This window comes from Aquaspirillum soli (assembly GCF_054781915.1).
In genome coordinates, this window is the sequence record NZ_BAAGTM010000002.1 from 23978 (window position 1) to 49890 (window position 25913).

Genomic DNA, 25913 nt, shown 5'->3' on the forward strand with positions numbered 1-25913 from the left:
AAAACAGCGCAACATCATGCTGCGCTGTTTTTTCTTGGTGGTGAATGATTAACCAAAATGACGGCGGGCGTTGGCGAACATGCGGAACCATGCACCATTTTCACCCCAACTGGATGGATACCAGCTGTTTTGCACACTACGGAACACCCGTTCTGGGTGTGGCATCATGATGGTGAAACGGCCATCAGCAGTCGTCACCGACGTAATCCCCTGTGGCGAACCATTTGGATTGCGTGGATATACCTCAGTGGCTTGGCCTTGATGATCGATGTAACGCATTGCCACCTGTGCCTGCGCTTGTTGCTCGGCACTGTTAAAGGTGGCGCGACCCTCACCGTGGCTGACCACCACGGGCAAGCGGCTGCCGGCCATGTCTTGGAAGAACAATGATGGGCTGTCGGCGACTTCCACCATCACAAACCGTGCTTCAAATTGTTCCGATACATTACGCAAGAACTTCGGCCAATGCTCGGCACCGGGGATGATCTCTTTCAAATTAGACATCATCTGGCAACCATTACACACGCCAAGGGCCAACACATCTGAACGAGCAAAGAAGGCTTCAAACTCAGCACGGGCTTGTGGGTTAAACAAGATTGACTTTGCCCATCCTTCACCCGCACCCAGCACATCGCCATAACTGAAACCACCGCAGGCAGCCAAGGCTTGGAAATCTTGCAAAGACACCCGCCCTGCGATGATGTCGCTCATGTGAACGTCAACTGCTGCAAAACCGGCACGGTCAAAAGCGGCTGCCATTTCAATCTGGCCGTTGACCCCTTGCTCACGCAAAATCGCAATGCGTGGCTGGGCACCAACATTGATTAACGGTGCGGCAGGGTTATCTTCTGGGTTGAAAGACAATTCAGCAAATAAGCCACGATCTTGTTTATCGCTTAACAACAAGAATTCGCTTTCAGCACAAGCAGGATTGTCGCGCAGCCGTTGAATGCGGTAGCTGGTTTCGGCCCACACTTGTTGCAGCTCAGCACGTGATTCTGCAAACAACTGCAGCTCGCCACGACGGAAGGTCAGCTTATCATCTTGGCTTGGGCTGCCTAATACATACACTTCGCGTGACAAGCCGGCTTGTTGTAAGCTTTCTAATACCTTGGCGGTATCCGCTTTTTTGACTTGTAAGACCGCGCCTAATTCTTCGTTGAACAACACACGGATGACGCGGGCGTATTCTGCAGCAGCCGGATCGGCTTGGATAAAGTCATCATTGACCATTTGCGCTTGTTTGCGGCCAATGACCAATTCATCAATATCAATGTCAATACCACAATGACCAGCGAAGCTCATCTCAGCGAGGGTAGCGAATAAGCCACCATCAGAACGGTCGTGATAGGCCAGTAACAGCTGGTCTGCCAGCAGGCTTTGCACGCCTTGCCATAAGGCTGCGAGCTGTTGGGGTTGGTCTAAATCGGGTGCTAAACCATCAACGGATTTCCACACCTGACCCAAGGCCGATCCACCTAAGCGGCAACGGCCATTGCCAAGATCAATTAACAACAGATCGGTATCGCTGTCGGCTTGCAACTGTGGTGTTACGGTGCGGCGGACATCTTTGACCGGTGCAAAGGCCGACACGATCAAAGACAGCGGCGCGACAACAGATTTGGTTTCACCCTCTTCTTGCCAGACGGTTTTCATCGACAGCGAATCTTTGCCGACCGGAATCGACAAGCGCAGCGTTTGTGCCAAATCAGACACCGCTTTCACTGTATCGAACAGTTTGGCATCTTCTGCGCCATGACCTGCCGCCGCCATCCAGTTAGCAGAGAGCTTGACCTCGCCCAAATCACCGACATAAGCCGCTGCCAAGTTGGTGACTGCTTCACCGATTGCCATCCGGCCTGAAGCTGGTGCATCAATCAACGCCACTGGGGTACGTTCACCCATTGCCATCGCTTCACCTAAATAGGTGTTAAAGCCCATGGTAGTGACTGCCACATCTGCCACCGGCACTTGCCACGGCCCGACAAACTGATCGCGTGCAGTCATCCCACCCACTGTACGGTCACCGATGGTGATAAGGAAGTTTTTGCTGGCAACGGTTGGCAGACGCAATACGCGGTAGGCCGATTCGCGCAAATCAAAACGAGAGGCATCAAACACACTCGGTTGATGTGCTTGGCGATTGACTTGGCGAGTCATTTTCGGTGGTTTACCGAGTAACACTTCCAGCGGCATATCCACTGGCCGGTTATCGAATAAATCATCACGCACGATCAATTGGCCGCTATCGTCGGTCACACCGAGGATGGCAAACGGACAACGCTCACGCTCACACAACGCACGGAAGGTGTCGATGGCATCAGGTTTGACTGCCAAAACATAGCGCTCTTGCGATTCGTTACACCAAATTTGCATCGGGCTCATTCCCGATTCTTCAATATGGATGTTACGCAAGGCGATAGTGGCACCGCGACCGTTACCGTGTACGATTTCGGGTAAGGCATTAGAAAGACCACCGGCCCCGACATCGTGGATCGATAACACAGGGTTATCACTGCCCAACTGCCAGCAACGGTCAATCACTTCCTGACAACGGCGTTCAATTTCTGGATTACCACGTTGTACCGAGTCAAAATCCAGATTCTCGCTGTTGGCACCGGTGTCCATTGACGAAGCGGCGCCTCCGCCTAAACCAATCAATAAGCCGGGGCCGCCAAGCTGCACTACCAGTGCACCAAGCGGAATATCGGCTTTTTCAATTTGCTGTTCTTGGATATTGCCCAAGCCACCTGCAATCATGATTGGCTTGTGATAACCGCGCATTTGACCTTGGAATTCTTCCTCAAAGGTACGGAAGTAACCAGTCAGATTAGGGCGGCCAAATTCATTGTTAAACGCTGCGCCACCAATCGGGCCTTCAATCATAATGTCTAAGGCAGAGGCAATCCGGCCGGGTTTGCCGTATTCGCTTTGGTCGGCACTGTAATATTCCCACGGCTGTTTGAAGTGTGGGATGTTCAAGTTCGATACGGTAAAGCCGGTTAAGCCTGCTTTCGGACGTGAACCACGACCAGTGGCCCCTTCATCACGAATCTCACCGCCAGAACCTGTTGCTGCACCGGGGAACGGTGAAATGGCCGTTGGGTGGTTATGCGTTTCCACCTTCATAATGATATGGGTGGGTTCGTGATGATAGCGATAGGCCGCTGTGTTCGGCTGTGGGTAGAAACGGTCGATGGTTGCACCATCAATCACCGAGGAATTATCTGAATACGCCACGCGTGTGCCATGTGGCCACGCCTTGTGGGTGTCGCGGATCATCCCAAACAAGCTTTTCGCTTGTGCTTCGCCATCGATAATAAAATCGGCATTGAAAATTTTATGGCGGCAATGTTCCGAGTTCGCTTGTGCAAACATCATCAGCTCAACATCGCTTGGATTACGGCCCAAACGGGTGAAGTTATCGAGCAGATAATCGATTTCATCTTCAGATAAAGCCAAACCCATTTCACGGTTGGCTTGTTCTAAACCGGCGCGACCAGCCTGTAAAATATCGACATGCGCGAGGGGGGCTGGCGCGATGTGAGTAAACAAAGCGTCAGCGGCATTCAAGTCGGAGACCACTTGCTCGGTCATCCGATCATGCAGCAATGCTGTCAGTTGTTGCGTTGTCGCAGCATCAAGTGGTGTATCAGCGTGAATCCAGAACGCGATGCCGCGCTCGAGACGTTTCACTTTCTCTAAACCACACAGGCGAGCAATGTCGCTGGCCTTAGAAGACCAAGGCGAAATGGTGCCTAAGCGGGGTAGAACTAAAAATAATTGCGCATCGGCTGTTGGCGTGGCTAGCGCAGGATAATCACCATAATCCAACACTTTTTCTAAGGTGGATTGTTCTTGCGCTGTCAGCGGCGCCGTAACTTCGGCAAAATGCCAAAATTCTGCGGCAAGCGTCAGCTCAGGTAGGTTGGCCTCACGGGCACTAGCCAGTAATTTTTCTAAACGAAAAGGGGAAAGGGCAGCGCGACCGCGCAGCTTCAGAATCGGGGACATGGCGAGACTCGCACACACGGATCGAAAAAAGGCGTTCATAATACCTGAAAACCCGCCACACTTCAGCCATGGCTGAGGCAGGCTGTATCATTTATTGAGGAGTAGGTCATGAAAAAAATCGAAGCGATCATCAAACCATTCAAATTAGATGAGGTGCGTGAAGCCCTGTCTGCGTTGGGTGTCAATGGTTTAACCGTAACCGAGGTAAAAGGGTTTGGTCGGCAAAAGGGCCATACCGAGCTTTATCGCGGTGCAGAATATGTGGTGGATTTTCTGCCAAAAGTGAAAGTTGAAGTTGTGCTGGCTGACGATTTATTAGAACAGGCCATCGAAGCCATCGTGAACAGTGCCCGCACCGGTAAAATTGGCGACGGTAAAATTTTTGTGTTCGATGTGGCGCAAGTGGTGCGGATTCGTACCGGCGAGATGGGCGAGCAAGCCGTTTAATTCGGTGCGACATAAAAAGAAAAACGCGGGTTGTTCCCGCGTTTTTCTTTGCCAATGCCGTGGCGAGGTTGTCGACGTGTTAGGCCTTCAAGTTGATATTGCTGCCAATGTTAGGGTTGTCTGGTTTTTTCGGTTCAGCTTCTTGTTGTGCTTGCACCTGAGCTTGTTTTGCAACCTGTTCTTGGTTTTCCGCCGCCTTTTTCAATGCAGGAGAAGGCGCTGGATCGAGAACATTCATGGCTTGGGTTTGGGTATCGATGGTATTCATGCTGCACATCCCTTGGTTAACGGTGAAACGACAATGATCGGCCTCTGTTCCAGAATAGGGGCTTTAAGCCCGATCTTCTAGCCCCATATCGGCATCCTAGCTGTTTTTCTGATGTTTTATTTGCCAAGAAATGGATTTCGCCATGACTCAAGTTCGCCATCAACGCCTTCTTATCCTCGGCTCTGGCCCAGCGGGTTATACTGCTGCAGTGTATGCAGCTCGTGCTAATCTCAATCCAGTGATTATCACTGGCATGGCGCAAGGCGGCCAACTGATGACCACCACCGATGTTGATAACTGGCCAGCCGATGCCGACAGTGTGATGGGGCCAGAATTGATGGCACGATTTGAAAAACATGCCTTGCGTTTTGGTACTGAAATTATTTTCGATCATATCCATACCGCAAAACTGACTGAAAAGCCGATGCGCCTGATCGGTGACCAAGGGGAATACACCTGTGACGCCCTGATTATTGCCACCGGTGCCTCAGCGCAGTATTTGGGTTTACCGTCGGAAGAAGCCTTCAAAGGCAAGGGGGTGTCGGCATGTGCGACGTGTGACGGGTTCTTCTACAAGAAACAAAAAGTGGCCGTGATTGGTGGCGGCAATACAGCCGTGGAAGAGGCCTTGTATCTGGCGAATATTGCCGATCATGTGACCGTGGTACACCGCCGCGATAAATTCCGTTGTGAAAAAATTCTGGCCGATAAACTGATGCAGAAAGTGGCCGAAGGCAAAATCACTGTTGAGTGGAACCATACTTTAGATGAAGTGTTAGGCGATGCTTCCGGCGTAACGGGTGTTCGCTTACGCTCTACCGCAGATGACAGCACCAAACAACTGGATTTGGCTGGGGTCTTTGTCGCGATTGGGCATAAACCCAACACTGATTTATTCGTCGATCAACTGACGATGGAAAATGGCTATATCGTGACCCAAGGCGGTCATCAAGGCCAAGCCACTGCTACCAATTTACCCGGTGTTTTCGCCGCCGGTGATGTGCAAGACCATATCTATCGCCAAGCAATTACTTCGGCGGCCTCCGGTTGCCAAGCGGCACTGGACGCCGAGCGCTATCTTGATGGGCTTGCTTCGGCATAATGGTCAAGCGCACAGTGGCCTATTCTCCGTTCAAAGCGGCGCTGCGCGCTGTGCGCCTTTCCCCCTCTCCTCCGCCCGTCGCGCCGCCGCCTCCTGAGCCTGAGTTTCGACAGTTATTTGCTGATGTTGTGCCGTTGGCGGTTGAACCACGGGTGCAACATCCATCTCCACGCCCCTCACCGCATCCTCGCCAACGTCCGGTTCATTCACCGATTCCTGCTTCTCATGCTGAAATGGCACATGCGTTTGACTATTTTGATGCTGAAACAGTGCCGCCACACTTTTTGCGAACGGGTATCCAACATCAGGTATTGCGTAAATTACGAGCAGGGCATTGGCCGGTGGTGGCCGAGATTGATTTGCATGGGGCAAGCCGTCATCAGGCGGAGGAACGGTTGTTGACCTTTTTGTTTTTGGCACAACAACGCGGTCAAGCGGTACGGGTGATTCACGGTTTGGGGATGGGTTCGGCAGCCGGTGCGCCGGTGTTAAAGCCTTTGGTGCGACAGTGGTTGTCGCGACATCCAGAAGTTTTGGCGTTTTGTGAAGATGCCGGCGGTGGTGCGGTATTGGTTTTGCTCCGCCGCCGCCGACAAACTGATTAAGACTGTGGACGGCAAGGCAGCCAAATCGAGTTTTCTAACGACATGGCCAACTCGCCATGTTGGTTGTGTACCACCCAACGCAGCTGAATGCTGCCAAATCCGGGTTTTGAACGAGAGGCTTTCTTGCCCAAAATTTCCACACTGGCTTGTAAGGTATCACCGGGCCGCGTTGGGCGCGGCCAACGTAATTGGTCAATCGACATCCCAATCAAACCACCGGCGACACGATGAGCCAACATATCGACAAACTGCCGCATCGCAACCAATGCGGTTTGCCAGCCACTGGCGGCTAAACCATCAAAAAACGTGGTTTTAGCGGCAATCGGATCGGTATGAAACGGTTGTGGGTCATGTTGCTGTGCAAAGGCGATAATGTCCGCCTCGCTCAAAGTGGTGCGGGTAGGGCTGGTGAATACCATCCCTACTTCAAAATCTTCAAAATACAACGTAGCGGGTAAGGTTTCTAACAAACTCATTACAGAAACAACTCCATTAGAAAAAGCGATCTAATAATTTACGGCTATAGCGATCAAGTTGATTGAGGTCGCGAATCAGAAATTGCACCCCGTGGCGGTCGCTAATCAGAAGATGGTGGCGACCAAGACGGCGGATATCATCTTCGCTTTTTAATGTTAACTCTGTTGTGCCTCGGTCTGTTTCAATTTGCCACGTGCTAGGCGTGGCAAAGCTCGATACCGCCAACAGGCGCCGGATTTCCGGCATAAACTCACGTTGTGCCAACTCTTCTAATACCAAGCTGCGTAAGCGCGGCGGCAACATGGTCAGGCGTTCAATCCATACCAACTCATGGCCATCACTGCTGACCAAAGAAATGCCCTCGTCGGGTGCTTCAATCGGAAACGCCCGCACCGGCACGACACCAATATGCACTTGTTCATCATTGGTAGTCAGAACCAACTGACCAAAATTATTACGGTTTAACTCAAAATCGAGCGCTAGATAATCAGCAATCGAAGGATCGTGCATCATGATGACTTTCCTAGGTTATTCGGTGGCGCCCTGTAAGCTGGCATGGGCTTCTTCATTTAATTTGGCTTGGGCTTGATAAAGACGGAAATAATGCCCTTGTTGAGCCAACAAGGTATCGTGTTGCCCCACTTCCACCACTTCCCCACGATCTAACACCACAAGGCGATCTGCCTGCCGCAGCGTCGATAGGCGGTGGGCAATGGCGATGGTGGTACGGCCTTTCACCAAATTATCCAAAGCTTTTTGAATTTCTTTTTCGGTCTCGGTATCCACCGAAGCGGTGGCTTCATCCAAAATCAGAATTTTTGGATTGATTAACAAGGCACGCGCAATCGAAATGCGCTGTCTTTCCCCGCCGGATAAGGCCTGACCACGTTCTCCCACCAGTGAGTCATAGCCTTGAGGCAATCGCAAAATAAAGTCATGGGCGTGGGCGGCGCGGGCGGCAGCGACAATTTCTGCCCGAGTTGCATTCGGTTTACCGTAGGCAATATTTTCAGCAATGGTGCCGAAAAATAAGAACGGCTCTTGTAACACCAAACCAATTTGGCCGCGATATTGCGCTATCGGCAACTGGCGAATATCAATTCCGTCTAGTTTGATGCAGCCTTCTGAGACATCGTAGAAACGACACATCAAATTCACCAACGTGCTTTTGCCTGACCCGCTGTGGCCCACCAAGCCGATCATCTCGCCGGGTTGGATGCTAAGGTTGATGTCGCGCAAGATGGTGCGATTGCCATAGCGGAAGCCCAATTGTTTGACCTCGATTTGGCCTTTGACCTCGGCCAGTTGTTGCGGCTGGCTGGCTTCTGGCACGCTGGAAACATGATCGAGGATGTCAAAAATCCGTTTGGCACCGGCGGCAGCTTTTTGTGTTACCGACACAATGCGGCTCATCGAGTCCAACCGCAGATAAAAGCGGCTGATATAGGCTAAAAAGGCGGTTAAAACCCCGACGGTGATTTGATTTTGTGAGACTTGCCAAATCCCAAACCCCCAGACAATTAACAAGCCAATCTCGGTCAATAAAGTTACAGTTGGTGTGAATAATGACCAAACGCGGTTGACCTTATCATTGACTGCAAGATTGTATTGGTTGGCATCACGGAAGCGTCCGGTTTCGCGTTCTTCTTGGGCAAAGGCTTTGACCACGCGAATTCCGGGAATGGTATCGGCGAGTACATTGGTCACTTGTGACCAGATACGATCGACTTTTTCAAAGCCGGTACGCAAACGGTCGCGCACGACATGAATCATCCACGCGATTAACGGCAGGGGTAGCAAAGTCACCAACGCCAACCACGGATTGATCGAGAACAAAATCACCGCTGTCATGGTGATCATCAAGACATCGGTGGCAAAGTCCAACAGATGTAAAGACAAAAAAACGTTGATACGGTCGGTTTCCGAGCCGATGCGCGCCATCAAATCGCCAGTTCGTTTTGCGCTGAAATACTCCAACGACAGCTTTAAGAGATGTTCATAGGTTTCTGTGCGTAGATCGGCCCCGATGCGTTCACTGACCAAAGCCAAAATATAGGTTCGCGCCCAGCCTAAACCCCACGCCAACAAGGCCGCACCCAATAAACCGCCCAAATACAACATCACGGTGTAAGGGTCAATCGGCACACCGTTTTGGAACGGGATTAACACATTATCCATCAATGGCATGGTGAGATAAGGCGGTACCAAGGTGGCAGCGGTGGACGCTAACGTCAACAGAAAGCCGAGCAATAGCTGGCCTTGATATGGTCGGGCAAAGCGCCACAGCCGTAGCAAAGTCCATGTCGAAGGCGGTGTCAGTTCGGGGTTATCACATTGTGGGCAACTGTCTTCGCCTTCGGGCAATTCAGCATGGCAACTATCACAATAGTGTTTGCCATCATCAAGATGGGTTTGATGTTGCAATTGTTCGAATTGGTCAACCAAACGCCGGACTGCCTCATCACGGCCCAGTCGATAGCGCCAATAGGTCAAGCGCTCTTGCGCCGTACCCAATTCGAGCAAGCCGACCCCCGCATGATCCGAGCGTACCAAGCGCAGGCCCTCATGGAGTGGCCAGACTTGCCATTCTGCTTGTCCTGCCACCTGACTGAATAAGCGTTGGTTAGTTAATATCAATTCACTGCTGACAAAATGTAAGTCAGTGGTTAAATCCATTTCTAACCGGACAATCACTTTTTCGCCTGAATTGAATAAGGCAGTGATATCCGAGCTTTTAACTAGCTCTGCCGTTGTTATTTTCATCGTTATTTTACCTATAACACGGATTCTGCACAGAAAATGTTACCGCACACGCTCGCGCAAAGCGATTAACAGACCGTTTTTTCTTTTCAATCGATTACTTTGCATTACATTCTGTTACAAAAGGCGATTTGCACCATGTTGCACTGCATCGAATATGTAACAATTTGTGTAAAAACTACGCTCAATACAAAGAAATCTTGTAAAAACAATGGCTTGTGTAAAAAGTGTCTGTTTTGGTAACAAACAGCGCGCAGTTTAATTGCTGGCGCGCAAAGTGTATAGTGCCAGCCAAATCAACGCGCTTGTACAACAGCTGTTAATGCAAAAAAACATATTGTTAAAACAAGCGTATTTAAGCGATGCAAAAAGCCATAGCAAAATGGTAAAACACTATGAATAAGAAATACATTGAATTTCTGAACATTATTTCGCTGCGCGGTCCCAATATTTGGACATATCGTCCCGTATTAGAAGCATGGGTTGATATTGGCGATTTAGAGGATTGTCCTTCGAATACCATTCCCGGTTTATACGAGCGTTTATCCACTTGGTTGCCGGGGTTGATTGAACACCGTTGTAGCTATGGTGAACGCGGTGGTTTTTTGCGTCGTGTGCAAGAGGGCACATGGCCCGGTCATATCTTGGAACACATCACGCTTGAGCTCCAAACCTTAGCCGGTTTCCCCGGTGGTTTTGGTAAAGCCAGAGAAACCCCAATTCGCGGCGTTTATAAGGTCGTCGTGCGGGCATGGCACGAACCGCTGACCCGCCGCGCCTTGTACTTTGCTCGTGATCTGCTGATGGCAGCGATTGAAGATCGAAGCTTCGATCTGGCCGACGCAGTGGAAACCCTGCGCGATTTGGCGGATGACGAGTGTTTGGGGCCAAGCACCGCTTGCATTGTTGATGCTGCGGATGATCGGGATATTCCTTATATCCGTCTTAATGACGCCAATTTAGTCCAATTAGGCTATGGCAAAGCCCAGCGCCGTATTTGGACAGCAGAAAGTGACGGCACCAGTGCCATCGCCGAAGGTATTTCGCGTGATAAAGACCTGACCAAAGCGTTGTTACAAGCTTGTGGTGTACCCGTACCCGAGGGGCGTTTAGTCGAAAGCGCGGCGGATGCGTGGGATGCTGCGCAGGATATTGGCTTACCGGTGGTAGTAAAACCCTACGACGGCAATCATGGGCGCGGCGTGTTTACTTGCTTGATGACTCAGGCAGAAGTCGAAGCAGCCTACGCCATTGCGGTGGAAGAAGGCAGTGGCGTGATTGTTGAGCGTTTTGTATTGGGTAATGAACATCGCTTATTGGTGGTTGGCAAAAAAGTGGTTGCCGCTGCACGTGGTGAAGCGGCATGGATTGTGGGTGATGGCGTGTCTAGCGTCGATGCCTTGATTGACAGTCAACTGAACAGCGACCCTCGGCGCGGCAGCAGCGAAGAACATCCCTTAAATCGTGTCCGTCTTGATTCTGCGGCACGGTTAGAGTTGAAACGGCAAGGCCTTGTCGATGGTGAGTCGATTCCTGCATTGGGACAGTCGGTGTTGATTCAACGCAATGGCAACGTTGCGTTTGATTGCACCGATGAAGTGCACCCTGACGTGGCGGCAGTGGTGGCGTTGGCGGCACGGGTAGTTGGATTGGATATTGCCGGTGTCGATCTGGTGGCAGAAGATATTTCGCGGCCATTGGCGGAACAAGGCGGGGCGATTGTCGAAGTCAATGCTGGCCCGGGGTTGTTAATGCACTTAAAACCGGCGGCAGGTCAACCGCGCCCTGTTGGTCGTGCCATTGTCGATCATTTGTTTGCGGAAGGTGAACAAGGTCGTATTCCGGTGATTGGTGTGATGGGCTCGCAGCACAGCAGCGAAGCGGCTGCGCTGACAGCGGCCTTATTGCAAGACAGCCCGAAAAAAGTCGTGGGTCTGGCTGGCGCGAATGGCTTGTATCTCAACCAACGTTGTTTGGCGAGTGGCGACCAACGGCAATGGCAAGCGGGACAACGGTTGTTGATTAACCGCGCTGTTGATGTGGCGGTGATTGAGCACACAGCCGAGGGCTTGTTGAGTGAAGGCTTTTCTTATGATCGTTGTCATATTGGGGTGTTGACCGACATTGACGTCAATGCGCATCTGGGGCCGTTCTATATCGACAGCCCAGAAAAAGTCTCTTCTATCTTCCGGTGTCAGATTGATGTGGTGCTGGCCAGTGGTGCGGCAGTGTTAAACGCTGATGATGCGCTGGTGGCAGAGATGGCCCGTTTGTCTGATGGTGCGGTGTCGTTCTTCACTCAACAGCCGTTATCTCCCGCCTTAATTGCCCATCTGGCTGAAGGTGGGCGGGTATTGCAACAGCAGCACAACACCTTGGTATTCCATGAGGGGCAGCAGTCGCAATCGCTGGCCATCTCTCAGTCGTTCTCAATCGCACAGCTCGCGGCTTTAACCACCGCTTGGGCAATGAATGTTTCACCGGCAAGCTTGCTTGAGCGGGTGGCTGCTTTGCCAACTTGGTCTGTCTCTTACTCCGTATAAAAGGACTCGTTTGTTATGGAACTCTCTCGTCTGCGTGCCCTGCGGGGACCGAATCTGTGGAGCCGCCACACCGCCATCGAAGCGATTGTGTCGTGTGCCCCCAATGAATGTGATGTGGCATTGTTGGCAAATTTTGAAGCAAACCTGCGGCAAACGCTGCCCAGTTTGGGACAGTTGGCAACAGAAGGGCAAACCTTGCCGGTATCGCTGGCACAAGTGTTAGAGCGTGTGGCATTTCATCTGCAAGCTACCGCTGGTTCGCCGATTCGTTTTAGTAAGACCACGCAGACGGTAGAGATTGGTGTCTATCAAGTGGTGGTGCAATACACCCAAGAGCAAGTCGGACGGTTGGCATTTGAGTATGCCGAGCAATTGATTGCCGCTGTGTTAGCACAGCAATCTTTTGATGTGGCTGCCGCCATCGCCAAATTGCATGAATTAGATGAAGACCTGCGCCTAGGGCCGAGCACCGGCTCGATTGTGGATGCGGCCCAAGCCCGTCATATTCCTTTCCGCCGTTTGACCGATGGCAGTTTGGTGACATTGGGCTGGGGGAAGTTACAACGCCGCATTCAAGCCGCTGAATTAGATTGCACCAGCGCGGTGGCAGAATCGATTGCCCAAGATAAAGATTTGACCAAAGCCTTACTCCACGCCGCTGGTATCCCTGTACCACAAGGACGCTCAGTCACCGATGCTGCTGCAGGTTGGCAAGCCGCGTTGGACATTGGTTTGCCGGTGGTGGTTAAGCCGCGTGATGGCAACCAAGGCAAAGGGGTGGCGGTGAACATCGACAACCATGACCATTTCCTGCGTGCGTATGCAGCGGCTGAGGCGATCAGTGATGAAGTGATTGTGGAACGCTATTTGCCGGGTCAGGATTATCGTTTATTGGTGGTGGGTGATAAATTGATTGCCGCTGCCCGTCGTGAACCGCCGTTGGTGATCGGTGATGGTGTGCATACCATCCGCCAGCTGGTCGATCAGGTGAATGCCGATCCGCGCCGTGGTGAAGGTCATGCCACTTCTTTAACCAAAATCCGTTTTGACGATATTGCGCTGGCGCGCTTGCAGGCTCAAGGCTTTGTTGCCGATTCGATTCCTGCTGCAGGGCAAAAAGTGGTCTTGCGCAATAATGCCAATCTTTCCACCGGTGGCACTGCCACCGATGTCACCGATCAAGTTCATCCCGAATTAGCTGCACGGGCGATTGAAGCGGCCCAGATGGTGGGGTTGGATATTTGTGGTGTGGATATTGTGTGTGAAGCGATTGACCGCCCCTTAGAGGATCAAGGCGGTGGCATTGTTGAAGTCAACGCCGCCCCCGGCTTGCGGATGCACCTCGAACCCTCGTTTGGTCAGGGGCGTGCAGTGGGCGAAGCCATCATCAACGAATTATTCCCGAATCAAAGTAATGGCCGCATTCCTGTTGTGGCGGTGGCTGGTACCAACGGCAAAACCACTACGGTACGGTTGACCTCGCATTTGCTGAAAATGCACGGCGATTGTGTGGGGATGACCACCACCGATGGCGTGTATATCGGTGAGCAGCGAATTGATACCGGCGATTGCGCCGGCCCACGCAGTGCACGCAATGTGTTGTTGCATCCGGATGTCGATGCGGCGGTGTTGGAAACCGCACGGGGTGGGGTATTGCGTGAAGGTTTGGCCTTTGATGAGTGTGATGTGGCCATCGTCACCAATATCGGTTTAGGCGATCATCTCGGTTTGTCGTATATCAGCACAGTAGAAGATCTGGCTGTGGTCAAGCGGGTGATTGTGCAAAATGTCTCCCCAACCGGCATGGCGGTGTTGAATGCGGCTGATCCGATTGTGGCGAATATGGCGGATAACTGCCCGGGACAGGTGACTTTCTTTGCTTCCGAGGCCTCTCATCCCGTTTTGCAAGCGCATCGTGCCGCCGGTAAACGGGTGGTGTTTGTTGAGCAAGGGCAGATTGTGTTGGCCGAAGGTGAACAGGTGGTGCAACGCTTTGCCCTCGCTGATATTCCCTTAACCGGCCAAGGTTTGTTGGGCTTTCAAGTGGAAAACACGATGGCGGCCTTGGGTGCGGCATGGGCATTAGGGCGTGATTGGGATGAAGTTCGCCGTGGTTTGGCCTCGTTTACCAGTGATGCCGACACCGCCCCGGGGCGTTTTAATGTGTTTAGTTATGCTGAAGCCACGGTGATTGCTGACTACGGCCACAATCCCGATGCGATTAACGCGCTGACACAAGCGATTGCGACCATGCCAGCGCAGCGGCGGATGGTGGTGATCAGTGGGGCGGGGGATCGTCGAGATGAGGATTTACGTCAACAAACCCGTATTTTGGGTGATGCATTTGATACGGTGGTGTTGTATCAAGATGCTTGCCAGCGTGGACGCGCCGACGGTGAGGTGATTTCGTTGTTGCGTGAGGGATTGGCCGATGCCACGCGGACGCGTGATGTGCAAGAGGTGCGAGGTGAGTTTGTGGCGATTGATCATGCGCTAGGTCAGTTGCAGGCGGGTGATTTGTGTTTGATTTTGATTGATCAGGTGGAAGAGGCGCTGGCGCATATTAAGCAGCGTATTGCTGAGGCAAAACGCCCAACGCCAGCATTGGCTTAAAGATCACGGCGCGCTACGGTGCGCCTGTTGGGTGTGTTGGATTGAAAAGAGCGAGCCAGTGGGGTCGCTCTTTTTTTATGGAGAAAGCAGTAGTAGTAGGGTAGATAAGCATAGCGCATCCACCAAATCACTGCCAAATGCAATTCAGTTGGTTCGATAAAATCACAATGGCTTTAATTAAAAAGGGGTGTTCAAGCAATGTTTGCCTGAAATCCTGTCGTAAACAATCAATAGGTGTTGGTTGGTAGATGCACTACGCTTATCTACCCTACGCCTGCGGTGTTACGGCATACGTTTTTGCAAAATGGCTTGAAGCAAACCGCCAAAACATAACACCAAAAAAAACCGCCTCACCCGATTCAGGGCAAGGCGGTTCTGGATGACATACGGTGATGTTTTGCCGTTGGTCGATGTGGTAGGCACTGTGGTGCCTACCCTACAACTGTTGGGATTAGAGGATTTCTAAAATCCCTGCGGCACCCATGCCGGTACCGATACACATTGTCACCATACCGTAGCCAGTTTCACCGCGACGACGCATACCATGAACCAATGTCGCAGTACGAATCGCACCTGTTGCGCCTAATGGATGGCCCAAGGCAATCGCACCACCGTTAGGGTTCACAATTTGACCATCCAACTCCAAATCACGCATCACTGCCAACGCCTGAGCCGCAAACGCTTCATTCAGCTCAATCCATTTCAGATCGTGTTGGCTGATACCGGCTTGTTGCAAGGCGGCTGGAATGGCCACTTTCGGGCCAATCCCCATGATAGCCGGTGGCACACCACGCACAGCAAAGCTGACGTAACGCGCTAAAGGTACCAAATTAAATTGCTTGAGCACTTTTTCCGAGACCAACACCACTGCGCCGGCACCATCGGACATTTGCGAGCTATTGCCTGCGGTGACCGAGCCTTTGGCCGAGAAGACAGGTCTTAATTTACCCAAGCCTTCTAACGATGTATCAGCGCGAGGGCCTTCATCGCTATCGAGCAAACGTACTTGGCTTTCCACTTCACCGGTGCTCAAGTTTGGCGTGCGATATGTGACTTCCAACGGTGTGATTTCGTCACGGAAAGCACCGGCTTGCATGGCCGCCAAAGCACGGCGATGTGATTCGACGGCAAAAGCGTCTTGGTCGTCGCGGCTGACTTTCCATTGTTCGGCCACTTTTTCTGCGGTCAAACCCATGCCATAAGCAATAGCGTAGTTCTCATCTTTGGCAAAAATTGCTGGGTTGAGCGAAACCTTATTGCCCATCATCGGTACCAAGGACATTGATTCCGCACCGGCGGCAATCACCACATCGGCTTCACCAGTACGAATCCGGTCGGCAGCGATTTGCACTGCGTTGATACCAGAAGAACAATAACGGTTGATGGTGATACCACCGACAGTATCGGGCAGACCCGCCAACAAAGCACCGATACGTGCCATGTTTAAACCCTGTTCTGCTTCAGGGAACGCACATCCGACCACCACATCGTTAATCAAATTAACATCGAGGGCCGGCACTTGGGCCAAAGCGCCTTTTAACACATGGGCCAGCATGTCATCTGGACGCACATGGCGCATCATGCCGCGAGGGGCTTTGCCAACAGGGGTACGCGTGGTTGCGACGATATAGGCTTCTTGAATTTGCTTGCTCATTGCACAGTTCTCCGAATTAGTTACGCAGTGGTTTACCCGTGGTTAACATATTGGCAATACGGGCTTGGGTCAGTGGGTTACGCAGCAGTTGCATAAAACCTTTGCGTTCCAAGTCCAAAATCCACTGCTCATCAACCAAGGTGCCCTGTTCAACATCACCACCGGTCATGATGTCAGCAATCAAACTGGCAATGGTGAAATCATGTTTGCTGATAAATTGGCCTTCTAACATATTGACCAATTGACCTTTAATCGAAGCGGCACCCGCACGACCTGCCACGGGGAAAGCTTTGACTTTTAACGGTGGGCGGTAACCGGCTTCTGCCATTGCCAAGGCTTCTTGTTTGGCAACATACAACAACTCATAGGCATTGAAGACCACGGTATCGGTTTTCTTAATAAAACCGATTTCTTGACCTTCGAGCGCGCTGGTGCCGACCTTAGCCGTTGCAATCGCCATGAAGTAATCCTTCACCGCCGCCAGCACATCCCCTTTGGCTTCATTGGCAGCGCGCAGGGCAAATTCTTTACATCCACCACCGGCTGGCAACAGACCCACGCCCACTTCCACCAAACCGATATAGGTTTCCAAAGCGGCAACCACTTTATCGGCGTGCATCACAAATTCACATCCACCACCGAAGGCATAGCCTTGTGTTGCAGCAACAACAGGAATTTGGCTGTATTTCAGACGCATCGAGGTGTCTTGGAAATTCTTGACAATGTTCTCGATACCTTTCCAATCGCCCATCATAAAGGCTGGCATCATCGACTGCAGATCAGCACCGACAGAGAATGGCTCTTCAGTTTGCCAAATCACCAAGGCACGATATTCGGCTTCCGCAATGTCCAACGCCTTGTTAACGCCTTCTAACACCTGTGGGCCGATAGCGTGTGCTTTGGAATTAAAGCTGACCACCAACACACCATCACCATTGCTATAAGCACGCACGCCTTCGTTTTCAAAGACGGTTTTCCCTAAATCGGGTGCGGTTTCGCCTAAGACACGAGCCGGCGCCAGTTGACGTTGATAGACTGACAGGGTGGAACGTGGCGATAGGGTTTGTTGTGCTGCATTGTAAGAACCATCGGCAAAATGCACGCCAGCGCGATCACCCTCGGTCACCCAAGCAGGCAGGGCGGCTGTGGCTAAAGTTTGACCAGCGGCGATGTCTTCTTGCAACCAAGTGGCAACTTGTTGCCAGCCAGCGGCTTGCCATGTTTCGAATGGGCCAACGCTCCAACCAAAGCCCCAACGAATCGCGAGGTCTAAATCACGGGCATTGTCGGCAATATCGGCCAAGTGGTAGCTGATGTAATGGAACACATCGCGGAAGCAAGCCCACAAGAATTGTGCTTGTGGATGTTGGCTTTCGCGCAGTTTTTTGAATTTCAGTGCTGGGTTGCTTTCTTTGAGGATGTTTTTAACCGCATCATCCCCTTTTTGACCTGCCTCGACATATTCACCGCTGGCTGGGTTGAGGACAAACATCTGTTTGCCATCTTTTTTATAAATGCCGCGCTTGGTTTTTTGGCCGAGGGCACCGTTTTGAATCAGGGTTTGCAGCCAGCTTGGGCTTTGGAACAGGCTATGCCAAGGGTCGTTTGGCAGCGTGTCCTGCATGGTTTTCACAACGTGGGCAAAGGTGTCTAAGCCAACCACGTCTGCGGTGCGGAAAGTGGCGGATTTTGGACGGCCTAAACGCGGGCCGGTTAAATCATCAACCACATCGAAACGGATACCGTATTTCTCGGCATTGGCGATGGTTGCCAACATCGAGAATACCCCAACGCGGTTTGCCACGAAGTTAGGGGTGTCTTTTGCGCGGACCACGCCTTTGCCCAAAGTCGAGACTAAGAAACGCTCGAGGTTATCCAACATCCCTGCTTCAGAGGTTTGGCAAGGAATAATCTCAACCAAGTGCATGTAGCGGGGTGGGTTAAAGAAGTGTACGCCGCAGAAACGAGGGCGAACTGACTCTGGGCAAGATTGTGCCAAGGCATTGATCGATAAGCCGGAGGTATTGGTGGCGAAAATGGTTTGCTCACCGAGGAAAGGCGCAACTTTGCTATATAAGTCTGCTTTCCAATCTAAGCGTTCGGCGATGGCTTCGATCACCAAGTCGCATTCTTTTAGTAACTCGAGGTGTTCATCGTAGTTGGCGGGGGTGATATAGGCGGCGCGATCTTTGGCTGCGAACGGGGCAGGCTTAAGCTTTTTCAATCCGTCTATCGATTTTTTCGCGATAGCGCTTTTATCCCCTTCTTTGGCTGGCAAATCAAACAGGATGGTTGGCACTTTGGCATTCACCAAATGAGCAGCAATTTGTGCCCCCATCACCCCGGCACCTAAAACAGCGACTTTACGCACAATAAAGTTGGATTGAGACATGGTTTCCTCGGTTGGCAACGTTCAACAAACAAAATCATACGTTTGTTTGAAACGATAAGCAAAAAAATGTGTGGTGCATTGCAGCACAGGAAAGCAGCGAAGTAAATCCCCTGCTTTCCTCATCATAGGTCGATCAGAAATGGTAGTTGTACTGAACACCTAAGATATGTGCATGGCTCTTATATTCTGCTTGGCCTGTGGTGTAGCTGGATACGCAGTTCACTGCACCCGCTGTGGCTCCGCCGCAATAGCCATTGACCTTGGCTTTGGAGTCTTTGATGTGGACATAACTATATGCCACATTCAGCGAGTTTTTCTTATCAAAGTCATAGCGGCCACCGACCGAGAACCAAATACGGTCGTTATCTGGCATGGTTGACATGCGGAAATCTTCGCTTGGGACTGGCGATTTATCGTAGGCGACACCAAAACGCAGTTGTAATGGATCGCTGTATTGATAGCTCGCGCCGATAGCCAGTTTCCAAGTGTCATCCCACTTTGGATTTAATGTTGTCGCGGGTGCACGGACACCGCCATGTACGGCTTGTGAGAATGGTGCGTTTTTCGGTACTGCGTATTGAATATCGACTTTGTCAAAACGTGAGTGTTTCGTCCATGTCAAATCGGCCATCACTGCCCATTTCGGGTCAATCTTTTTATAGCCATGTAAAGAAAGCGACTCTGGCGTTTTGATATCAACTGACACATCACTGTCGATATAACCATTCGCTTGTGCCACGGCACCGACGGCAGCAAATGGGCCGGAGGAAGGGGTCGTCCAGTCGGCTTTGCCTTTTAGCGTATGCTTGATTGGCGAACGGTAAGACAGGCCAATTCGGGTATCTTGGTCGATTTCCCACAACCAACCGAGGTTAAAACCAAAGCCCCAATCATCGCCTTCCACTTCAGCATAGCCATCCGCTACACCGTGAGGAATCCCTAACACCGCACCGGCAAAGTTAGCATATTGGCGCAGCTCGGCTTCTGCCCGTTGTGCAATCAAACCCACTGCCACCGAGTGTTGATCATTCAGTTTGAAAGCAATCGTTGGGTTGATGTCGATGGTGGTGAGAGAGGTTTGGTTGACGTTGTAGCGCAATACCGATGTCCGCTCATAGTCTGTTTCGGACGCAAACGGTACGTAAATACCCAAACCGGCGGTGATGCGGTCGTTGATTTGATGGGTGAGGTACATTTGTGGCACCACAATCAAATCATCGGTGATTTTACCGCCTGTACTGCCAGCAATGGCGGTACCCGGTTTGATCCCGACTTGGGAGGGATTGGCAGGATTACGTGCAGGTTGGTTAGGATAGTTGCCGCTGGCGTTGGAGTATTTCACGCTTGGCGCAACTAAGTTTAAGGCGCCCGAAAACTGGGTGCCCTTCAAGCGAGTCATGCCGGCTGGGTTGTAGAACAGTGTCGTGGCATCGTTGGCTTCGGCGGCGCTGGCGTTGGCTGTGGCTTGAGCGGAGACGCTTTGGGTACCGAAGTGATAACCCGATGCGTAGCTGGCCCCACTCAACACAGTGAAACCAGTGCCGAGCACAGCGATAGCAAGGCTGATAGGCTTGATGTTCATGATGAGTCTTCCTCTTTTTTCCGGCCTTGATTGGCCTGTGGTGTGTCTAGTTCAGCAGCAAAATGGCGCGAGCCAGTGAACAGATACTAGCAGAGCCATTCAAATGTGCATTCTAAACGACCGTTTTAATTTGTGATCGCCGCAACTTTGTTGCATGAATGCAACATTTGGTTAATCTTGACCACATTCACCAAAAAACAGAGAAACTCAGCATAACATTTGCTGCATCGCAGCAATAAAAACAGAAAATGCTAAAAAATACGTTAAATTATGGTTTGTGCACTGCAGATAATAGGGTGTGTAATTCGGCATAAATCGCTGGTGATAACCGTGGTGCAGCCAATTCGAGGGCGACTTGACCCAAAACCTGATAACGCTGTTGCTCTTTGACTGAAATCAAAGCAGACAGGTGTTGGCGCACGGTGTCGATATCGCCGCGCATAATCGGCCCAGTTAGCGCAGCGCTTGGCCCCAGTTGAAAGGCATTGGACAACGATTGACTGGCCAGCGGTTGCAAAATATGGCGGGCGGTTTCGGGTGATAAGCCGGCTTGGTGTGCCAACTGAAGGGCAAAATCCGCCAACGCAACGGCATAATTTGATGCCACACAGCAAGCGGCATGGTATAAGCGTTTATCCCCTGTTAATTCAAAGGGTTGACCGCCGATAGCTTGGATTTTTGGTGTCAACCAAGCCAACGCCTGCGGCATCCCTTCGAGGGCAAACGCAGTCCCAGCAAATTGGGTAATGGCCTGTTCAACATCGGCAAAACTGCGGATGGGGTGCGCTGACGCCACCACCGCCCCAGCGGCCTGTGCTGGCGCTAATCGGGCACTGCTACATGCCCCACTGACATGCCATACCACCATATTCGGTCGAATAATGCCGTGTTGTACCAAGGCCAGACATTGTTCGGCGATAGCATCATCGGGAGTTGCCAATAACACACTGCTGGCAGGGGGCAGCTGGGCCAAGGCTGTTAAATCAGCACAGGCATGGCCTTGCTGTAACCAAGTCGCAGCCTGTTGGGCATGGGTAAAGTGACGACAAACAATGCCGCCAATTTGCACCCCTTGTTGTTGTAATAAATAGGCCAAGGTTTTACCGACACGACCAGCACCGACTAGATGTAACTTGCTCATTTTAATGCACTTTAAAAGCGTTGACGGATTGGCGCATATCATCGGCCAGCCCGTGTAGTTGGTGCATCGCTTGGGCGGATTCGCTGACGGCGGCGCTGGTGTTCACCGACATATTGCTGATGGTTTCAACATGGTTGGCAATCGATTGACTGACACTGCGCTGTTCTTGTAGCGCATGAGAAATACCTGCCACTAATTGCAAAATCTGCATCACATCGGTGTGGATATGGGCAAAGGCTTGGCTGGCTTGGCTAGACAGTGTGACACCATGCTCCACCTGATTGACGGTTTCTTCCATGTGTTGGACGGCGGTTTGCGAACGCTGCTGCATGGCGCTGATGGTGTTGACAATATCGCCGGTGGCAGCGTGGGTGCGTTCTGCCAATTTGCGTACTTCATCGGCGACTACCGCAAACCCTCGCCCCGATTCACCCGCCCGTGCCGCTTCAATGGAGGCATTTAAGGCCAATAGATTGGTTTGTTCGGCCACTTCTTTAATCATCGCCACGATATGCGAAATTTGATTAGATGCCTCGCTTAATTCGGTGATGACGTCGGCAGTGGTGCGGATTTGTTGGGCAATGCTTTGCATTTCTTGACTAGATTTTTGAATCACAGCGCCGTTTTCTGCTGCGATATGACCAGCATCGTCCACTTTTTCCCGCGCCTTTTGTGCATTTTCTGCTACTTCAGTGATCGCGACTGACAACTGTTCGACTTCTGCTGCCATCGCTTGCGCGGCGTCGCTTTGTTGACGGGCGGTATCGGCTAGGACAACGCTTTGTTGATCGGCTTGTTCGACTTGTTGTGCCAAGGCCTTCGCATGGCTGCGAATGCGGCTGATCAGGTCTTTTAAATGCGATTGCATGTGTTGTACCGCAGTCAACACGCTTTCAGCATTGGTATCAGGAATCGGTTGGGTTAAATCACCGGCGGCAATGGTGTGGACAATACGAGCTGCTTTGCGTGGTTCGGTCCCGACTTGTGCTAAAACATGGCGCACTAGCCAACGGCCCAACACAATACCAACCAAGATAGCCAGCGCCATAAACAACAGCGCCAGTTGTTGCCAACGTTGAATATCTTGTTCTAACTGCTGACGAATTTGTTCGATGTCTTGGTCGTAGCGTTGAATACTATCGAGTAAATAACTACGCAATTCCCGCCATTTTGGGGTTTCGTTTTGGTTGAGAAATTGTTGTGCTTGTTGTAATTCGCCTTGTTTAATCAGCGCCATTAACGGTTCGTGTTGGGCATGTTGTGCATTGAACAAGCGGTTGATTTCTTGCCATTCTTGTTCGGCGCGAGGCAAACTTTCCCCCACTTTTTTGAGCACATTCAGTTCTTTTTCAAAGACTTCATGCGCTTTATCGTAGTTTTTATAAGCTTGTGGATGGCTGGGGTCGAGCAAGATATTGCGCAGTGCTTGTCCCATTTGCAGCCCGTTGGCATAGAGTTTGGTGATGCTGTAACGGGCGATTTGTTCTTGGTCGATGTGTTGACTGAATTTTTGCTGGCTAAGGTGTGAGCCAAACAAAGCCAGTGCTGCGGCAATACAGAATAGCGCACAGACCATGAACATGATAATGCGCATTCTGGCGCGTAGTGAAAAGTCCTGCAGCACGGCGTTCTCCTATAGCAAAATACTGACAATCCACAATGTAAATGTTAAAGAAATTGTAAATTGTTTTTTTGCTATAGGATACAGAATGTTTTGTTAAATCAATGCTGATGGCCGTGCATCATTTTAGGCTGTGGTGCACCGAGGCCTTCTACGGCTACCTCTACCTTGACTTCGCCAGCTTTAGCAAATTTGAGTGTCAGTGGAAATTTTTCACCTTGCTTAAGTGGCTGTTGCAGGCCAATTAACATGATGTGGTAGCCGCCCGGTTTCAGTTCGGCTTTTCCTTGTGCTGGAACAGTGATTTCCGGCACTTGGCGCATCCGCATCACCCCTTGTTCATTGAGGTGTGTATGCAGTTCAACGGTTTTAGATACCGTGGCTGAGGCTGACAATAAGCTATCTGCTTCACCTTGGTTGTTGATAGTTAAGTACGCCGCACCATTTTGGCTGCCCGAGGGTGTTGCACGCGCCCACGGGTGGTCGATATGTAAATTGCCAACTTTGTAATCATGGGCAAAGGCAGGCAAAGCAACGATGGCGCAAGCAAGGGCAACGTGGCGCAGAAAAGACATACAACCCCCAGAAAATAATCAAAGCTCGCACAATAGGTGAGCTTTGTGGAGAGATCAATGCGACAGATTGTCGCAGCGCCGCCAAACTTGCCACCGTTCTTTGCCTGCAAAGACAGGCAAGGGAGCAACACTGGCTTGATCGCTTTCTAAGATAAAGTGTGGGCTGAGTAATGTGGTTAATTCTGCTTGTGAGATGCCGAAGGGTGGACCCTTGGGGTGGTCGCCAATAAAGAAATAGCCGGCTAATACGCCATTAGGTGCAATGATGTTTGCCATTTTTTCAGCATAACTTGCCCACATTTTACGAGGTAGCGCACATAAAAAAGCGCGCTCATAAACCCAATCAAATGGTTTGTTTGGTTGGTGAGTAAAAAAATCTCCGGCATGGATGTGTTGTGCAAATTCACCGAGCACCTTTTGTGCCATTTCTAACGCGGCTGGGCTAAATTCAATCGCTTCAACGGCATAACCACGCTCTGCAAGCCAACCGACTTCATATCCAGTACCACACCCCGGGATAAAGATGGTGTGTTGTGGTGTGATCTGTTGACTGTATTGCATAAACTCCTCTGGTACGCCGCCAGCATCCCAAGGCATGACGTCCGAAAGATAACGTTTACACCAAAAATCGGGTAGAGAACTGTCCTGTGCCATGACCTACCACCTGTTTTATTTTATCGAAGGGTGAATTGTGCCACGGAACAATAAAGAAAACCCCATTTGAATTGATTGGCTTGTTAATTCGGTCAACCAAGCAGCGATCTTGTTTTTGCCAGAACAGATAATCCTACCATGCTCCATCGGAAAATTAATCTCATTCGGCCAACTCTCTCAAAGGTCGAGGGCTAGGCGCAAAAACAGCTATGGATTTGAACTCGGTTGGGTTGATTTTCTCAACCCAAGCATCTCATTTATCACAACAACGGCGTATCTAACTGCACAGGTTTCGGTTGACGTAATAAAGCAGGGGTCGGTTTTTGTTTGCCCTCACTGTTTTTGACTGGTTTATTTGTCAATTCCTGACCAATGGTTTCTGGTGCAGTTGGTTTGGGTTGCCGAGGGGCTTCCAACAACGGGCTAACCGTCGGTTCGCTGGGGGATTCCACACTTGGCATGGATTGATCCAACTCACGCAAAGCGGGTTCAGCAAGATCCGTTTCATTGACTGCTGGTGTTGCGACGGGTGTGGGTGATGTGGACACTGGCACCGTGGCGCGAGGTGATTTATTGAGTGCCAATAGCTGATTGGGGCGAGGGGGATTGTCTTGTGAACATGACAAACACACTGGTTTTGCTGCCTTGCTGCCTGCTTTTAATGCTGCATCAAAGCGGCTGAGTTCTAATTTCCGCTTATTTTCCTCTGCCCATGTTTTTGCTACATGGCGAATACGCTGCGTTTCACGGCCATTTTTATACGCATCCGGCAACACGGTGAGCCATAAATGACCTTGTGGATCGGTGTTTAACAGCAAGGGTTGATAAATCACCGAAACGGGCGTGCTGATTGATACTCTGCCGGCAAAAGTCAACGCATCCTCGTTTTTCATTCGCACACAGCCATGACTGCGAAAACCCGGCACTGAAGACGGCACATTTGTGCCATGAATCCCCAACCCTAAGCGTGGTTCACCAAAGCGGACAAACACTTTGCCCAATGGATTACTGGGACCGGGGGGAACGACCGTTAACACTTCTTTTCCTGCTGCTGCCATTTCTTTTTGAATTGACTTCGGTACATGCCATGTTGGATTGCGTGCAATCGCGGTGACGGTGTATTCACCTGCTGGTGTTTGCGTCAGCATTTTTCCGACCGCAACCGGATACGACTGGTCTAGCTTGCCATCACGGTATAAAAACAATCGGGTTTGTGGCACGTTAATCACCACATGCAGCCCTTGTTGTTCGACCATAAAGTCAGGTTCGGGGATGCCTGCCATCACCCATGGACTGAGGGCACTCCCCACCAAGACATAGGATAACAAGACAAATCGCGGTACACAGGAAGAAGGAAAACGGCTCATGGCAGCTATGCAAAAGGGGTGAACAAAGTCGCAGTATAACGGGAGTTGTGTTTCCGTGTACGGACTGTGGTTTTTTTTGCGAAAATACGCCCTTTTGC

At 51.0% G+C, this 25913-nt stretch carries 18 protein-coding genes; 5 read left to right on the forward strand and 13 right to left on the reverse strand.

What is annotated here, in order from left to right; translation table 11 throughout:
• Positions 1-48: 48 nt before the first annotated feature.
• Positions 49-4014, reverse strand: a complete 3966-nt coding sequence (gene purL, locus ACYVJG_RS02165) for a phosphoribosylformylglycinamidine synthase (RefSeq protein ID WP_460429557.1) — start codon at positions 4012-4014, stop codon at positions 49-51.
• Positions 4015-4122: 108 nt separating this feature from the next.
• On the opposite strand from purL, the gene ACYVJG_RS02170 reads away from it, so the two are divergent.
• Positions 4123-4461: a P-II family nitrogen regulator gene (locus ACYVJG_RS02170; RefSeq protein WP_460429558.1), complete on the forward strand. Its 339-nt coding sequence runs from the start codon at positions 4123-4125 to the stop codon at positions 4459-4461.
• A gap of 79 nt (positions 4462-4540) precedes the next feature.
• On the opposite strand, the gene ACYVJG_RS02175 is transcribed toward ACYVJG_RS02170, so the two are convergent.
• Positions 4541-4729 (reverse strand): hypothetical protein, encoded by a 189-nt coding sequence (locus ACYVJG_RS02175; RefSeq protein ID WP_460429559.1) that lies wholly within the window; start codon positions 4727-4729, stop codon positions 4541-4543.
• A gap of 142 nt (positions 4730-4871) precedes the next feature.
• Between ACYVJG_RS02175 and trxB the strand changes: the two genes are divergently transcribed.
• Both trxB and ACYVJG_RS02185 read left to right on the forward strand, forming a co-directional pair.
• Positions 4872-5831: a thioredoxin-disulfide reductase gene (gene trxB / locus ACYVJG_RS02180; protein ID WP_460429560.1), complete on the forward strand. Its 960-nt coding sequence runs from the start codon at positions 4872-4874 to the stop codon at positions 5829-5831.
• A complete protein-coding gene (locus tag ACYVJG_RS02185; RefSeq protein WP_460429561.1) occupies positions 5831-6436 on the forward strand; it encodes a Smr/MutS family protein in 606 nt (201 codons plus the stop codon). The genes trxB and ACYVJG_RS02185 overlap by 1 nt, the downstream gene beginning before the upstream one ends.
• On the opposite strand, the gene ACYVJG_RS02190 is transcribed toward ACYVJG_RS02185, so the two are convergent.
• The 3 genes from ACYVJG_RS02190 to ACYVJG_RS02200 are packed head-to-tail and all read right to left on the reverse strand — an operon-like array spanning position 6433 to position 9676.
• Positions 6433-6912, reverse strand: a complete 480-nt coding sequence (locus ACYVJG_RS02190) for a MaoC family dehydratase (protein WP_460429562.1) — start codon at positions 6910-6912, stop codon at positions 6433-6435. The genes ACYVJG_RS02185 and ACYVJG_RS02190 overlap by 4 nt on opposite strands.
• Before the next feature lie 16 nt (positions 6913-6928).
• Positions 6929-7426, reverse strand: coding sequence for a cyanophycin metabolism-associated DUF1854 family protein (locus tag ACYVJG_RS02195; protein WP_460429563.1), 498 nt, complete (start codon positions 7424-7426; stop codon positions 6929-6931).
• Positions 7427-7441: 15 nt separating this feature from the next.
• On the reverse strand, positions 7442-9676 hold the full coding sequence (locus ACYVJG_RS02200) for a cyanophycin metabolism-associated ABC transporter (RefSeq protein WP_460429564.1): 2235 nt from the start codon (positions 9674-9676) through the stop codon (positions 7442-7444).
• 392 nt (positions 9677-10068) lie between these two features.
• On the opposite strand from ACYVJG_RS02200, the gene ACYVJG_RS02205 reads away from it, so the two are divergent.
• Both ACYVJG_RS02205 and cphA read left to right on the forward strand, forming a co-directional pair.
• Positions 10069-12216, forward strand: a complete 2148-nt coding sequence (locus tag ACYVJG_RS02205) for a cyanophycin synthetase (RefSeq protein ID WP_460429565.1) — start codon at positions 10069-10071, stop codon at positions 12214-12216.
• Positions 12217-12231: 15 nt separating this feature from the next.
• Positions 12232-14829 carry a cyanophycin synthetase gene (gene cphA / locus ACYVJG_RS02210; RefSeq protein ID WP_460429566.1) on the forward strand — a complete coding sequence of 866 codons (2598 nt, stop codon included), beginning with the start codon at positions 12232-12234 and terminating at the stop codon, positions 14827-14829.
• A gap of 451 nt (positions 14830-15280) precedes the next feature.
• Here the strand turns inward: cphA and ACYVJG_RS02215 are convergent, their stop codons facing one another.
• From ACYVJG_RS02215 to ACYVJG_RS02250, 8 genes are all read right to left on the reverse strand, one after another.
• Positions 15281-16483: an acetyl-CoA C-acyltransferase gene (locus tag ACYVJG_RS02215; protein ID WP_022654517.1), complete on the reverse strand. Its 1203-nt coding sequence runs from the start codon at positions 16481-16483 to the stop codon at positions 15281-15283.
• Between the two features lie 16 nt (positions 16484-16499).
• Positions 16500-18875, reverse strand: coding sequence for a 3-hydroxyacyl-CoA dehydrogenase NAD-binding domain-containing protein (locus ACYVJG_RS02220; RefSeq protein ID WP_460429567.1), 2376 nt, complete (start codon positions 18873-18875; stop codon positions 16500-16502).
• A gap of 133 nt (positions 18876-19008) precedes the next feature.
• Positions 19009-20457 carry an OmpP1/FadL family transporter gene (locus ACYVJG_RS02225; protein WP_022654519.1) on the reverse strand — a complete coding sequence of 483 codons (1449 nt, stop codon included), beginning with the start codon at positions 20455-20457 and terminating at the stop codon, positions 19009-19011.
• Between the two features lie 268 nt (positions 20458-20725).
• Positions 20726-21598, reverse strand: coding sequence for a Rossmann-like and DUF2520 domain-containing protein (locus ACYVJG_RS02230; RefSeq protein ID WP_460429568.1), 873 nt, complete (start codon positions 21596-21598; stop codon positions 20726-20728).
• Between the two features lies 1 nt (position 21599).
• Positions 21600-23222: a methyl-accepting chemotaxis protein gene (locus ACYVJG_RS02235; RefSeq protein WP_460429569.1), complete on the reverse strand. Its 1623-nt coding sequence runs from the start codon at positions 23220-23222 to the stop codon at positions 21600-21602.
• 98 nt (positions 23223-23320) lie between these two features.
• Positions 23321-23794: a copper chaperone PCu(A)C gene (locus ACYVJG_RS02240; RefSeq protein ID WP_460429570.1), complete on the reverse strand. Its 474-nt coding sequence runs from the start codon at positions 23792-23794 to the stop codon at positions 23321-23323.
• Positions 23795-23848: 54 nt separating this feature from the next.
• A complete protein-coding gene (locus ACYVJG_RS02245; RefSeq protein ID WP_460429571.1) occupies positions 23849-24448 on the reverse strand; it encodes a methyltransferase domain-containing protein in 600 nt (199 codons plus the stop codon).
• A 260-nt stretch (positions 24449-24708) separates the two neighbouring features.
• Positions 24709-25815, reverse strand: a complete 1107-nt coding sequence (locus ACYVJG_RS02250; RefSeq protein ID WP_460429572.1) for a L,D-transpeptidase — start codon at positions 25813-25815, stop codon at positions 24709-24711.
• Positions 25816-25913 lie beyond the last annotated feature (98 nt).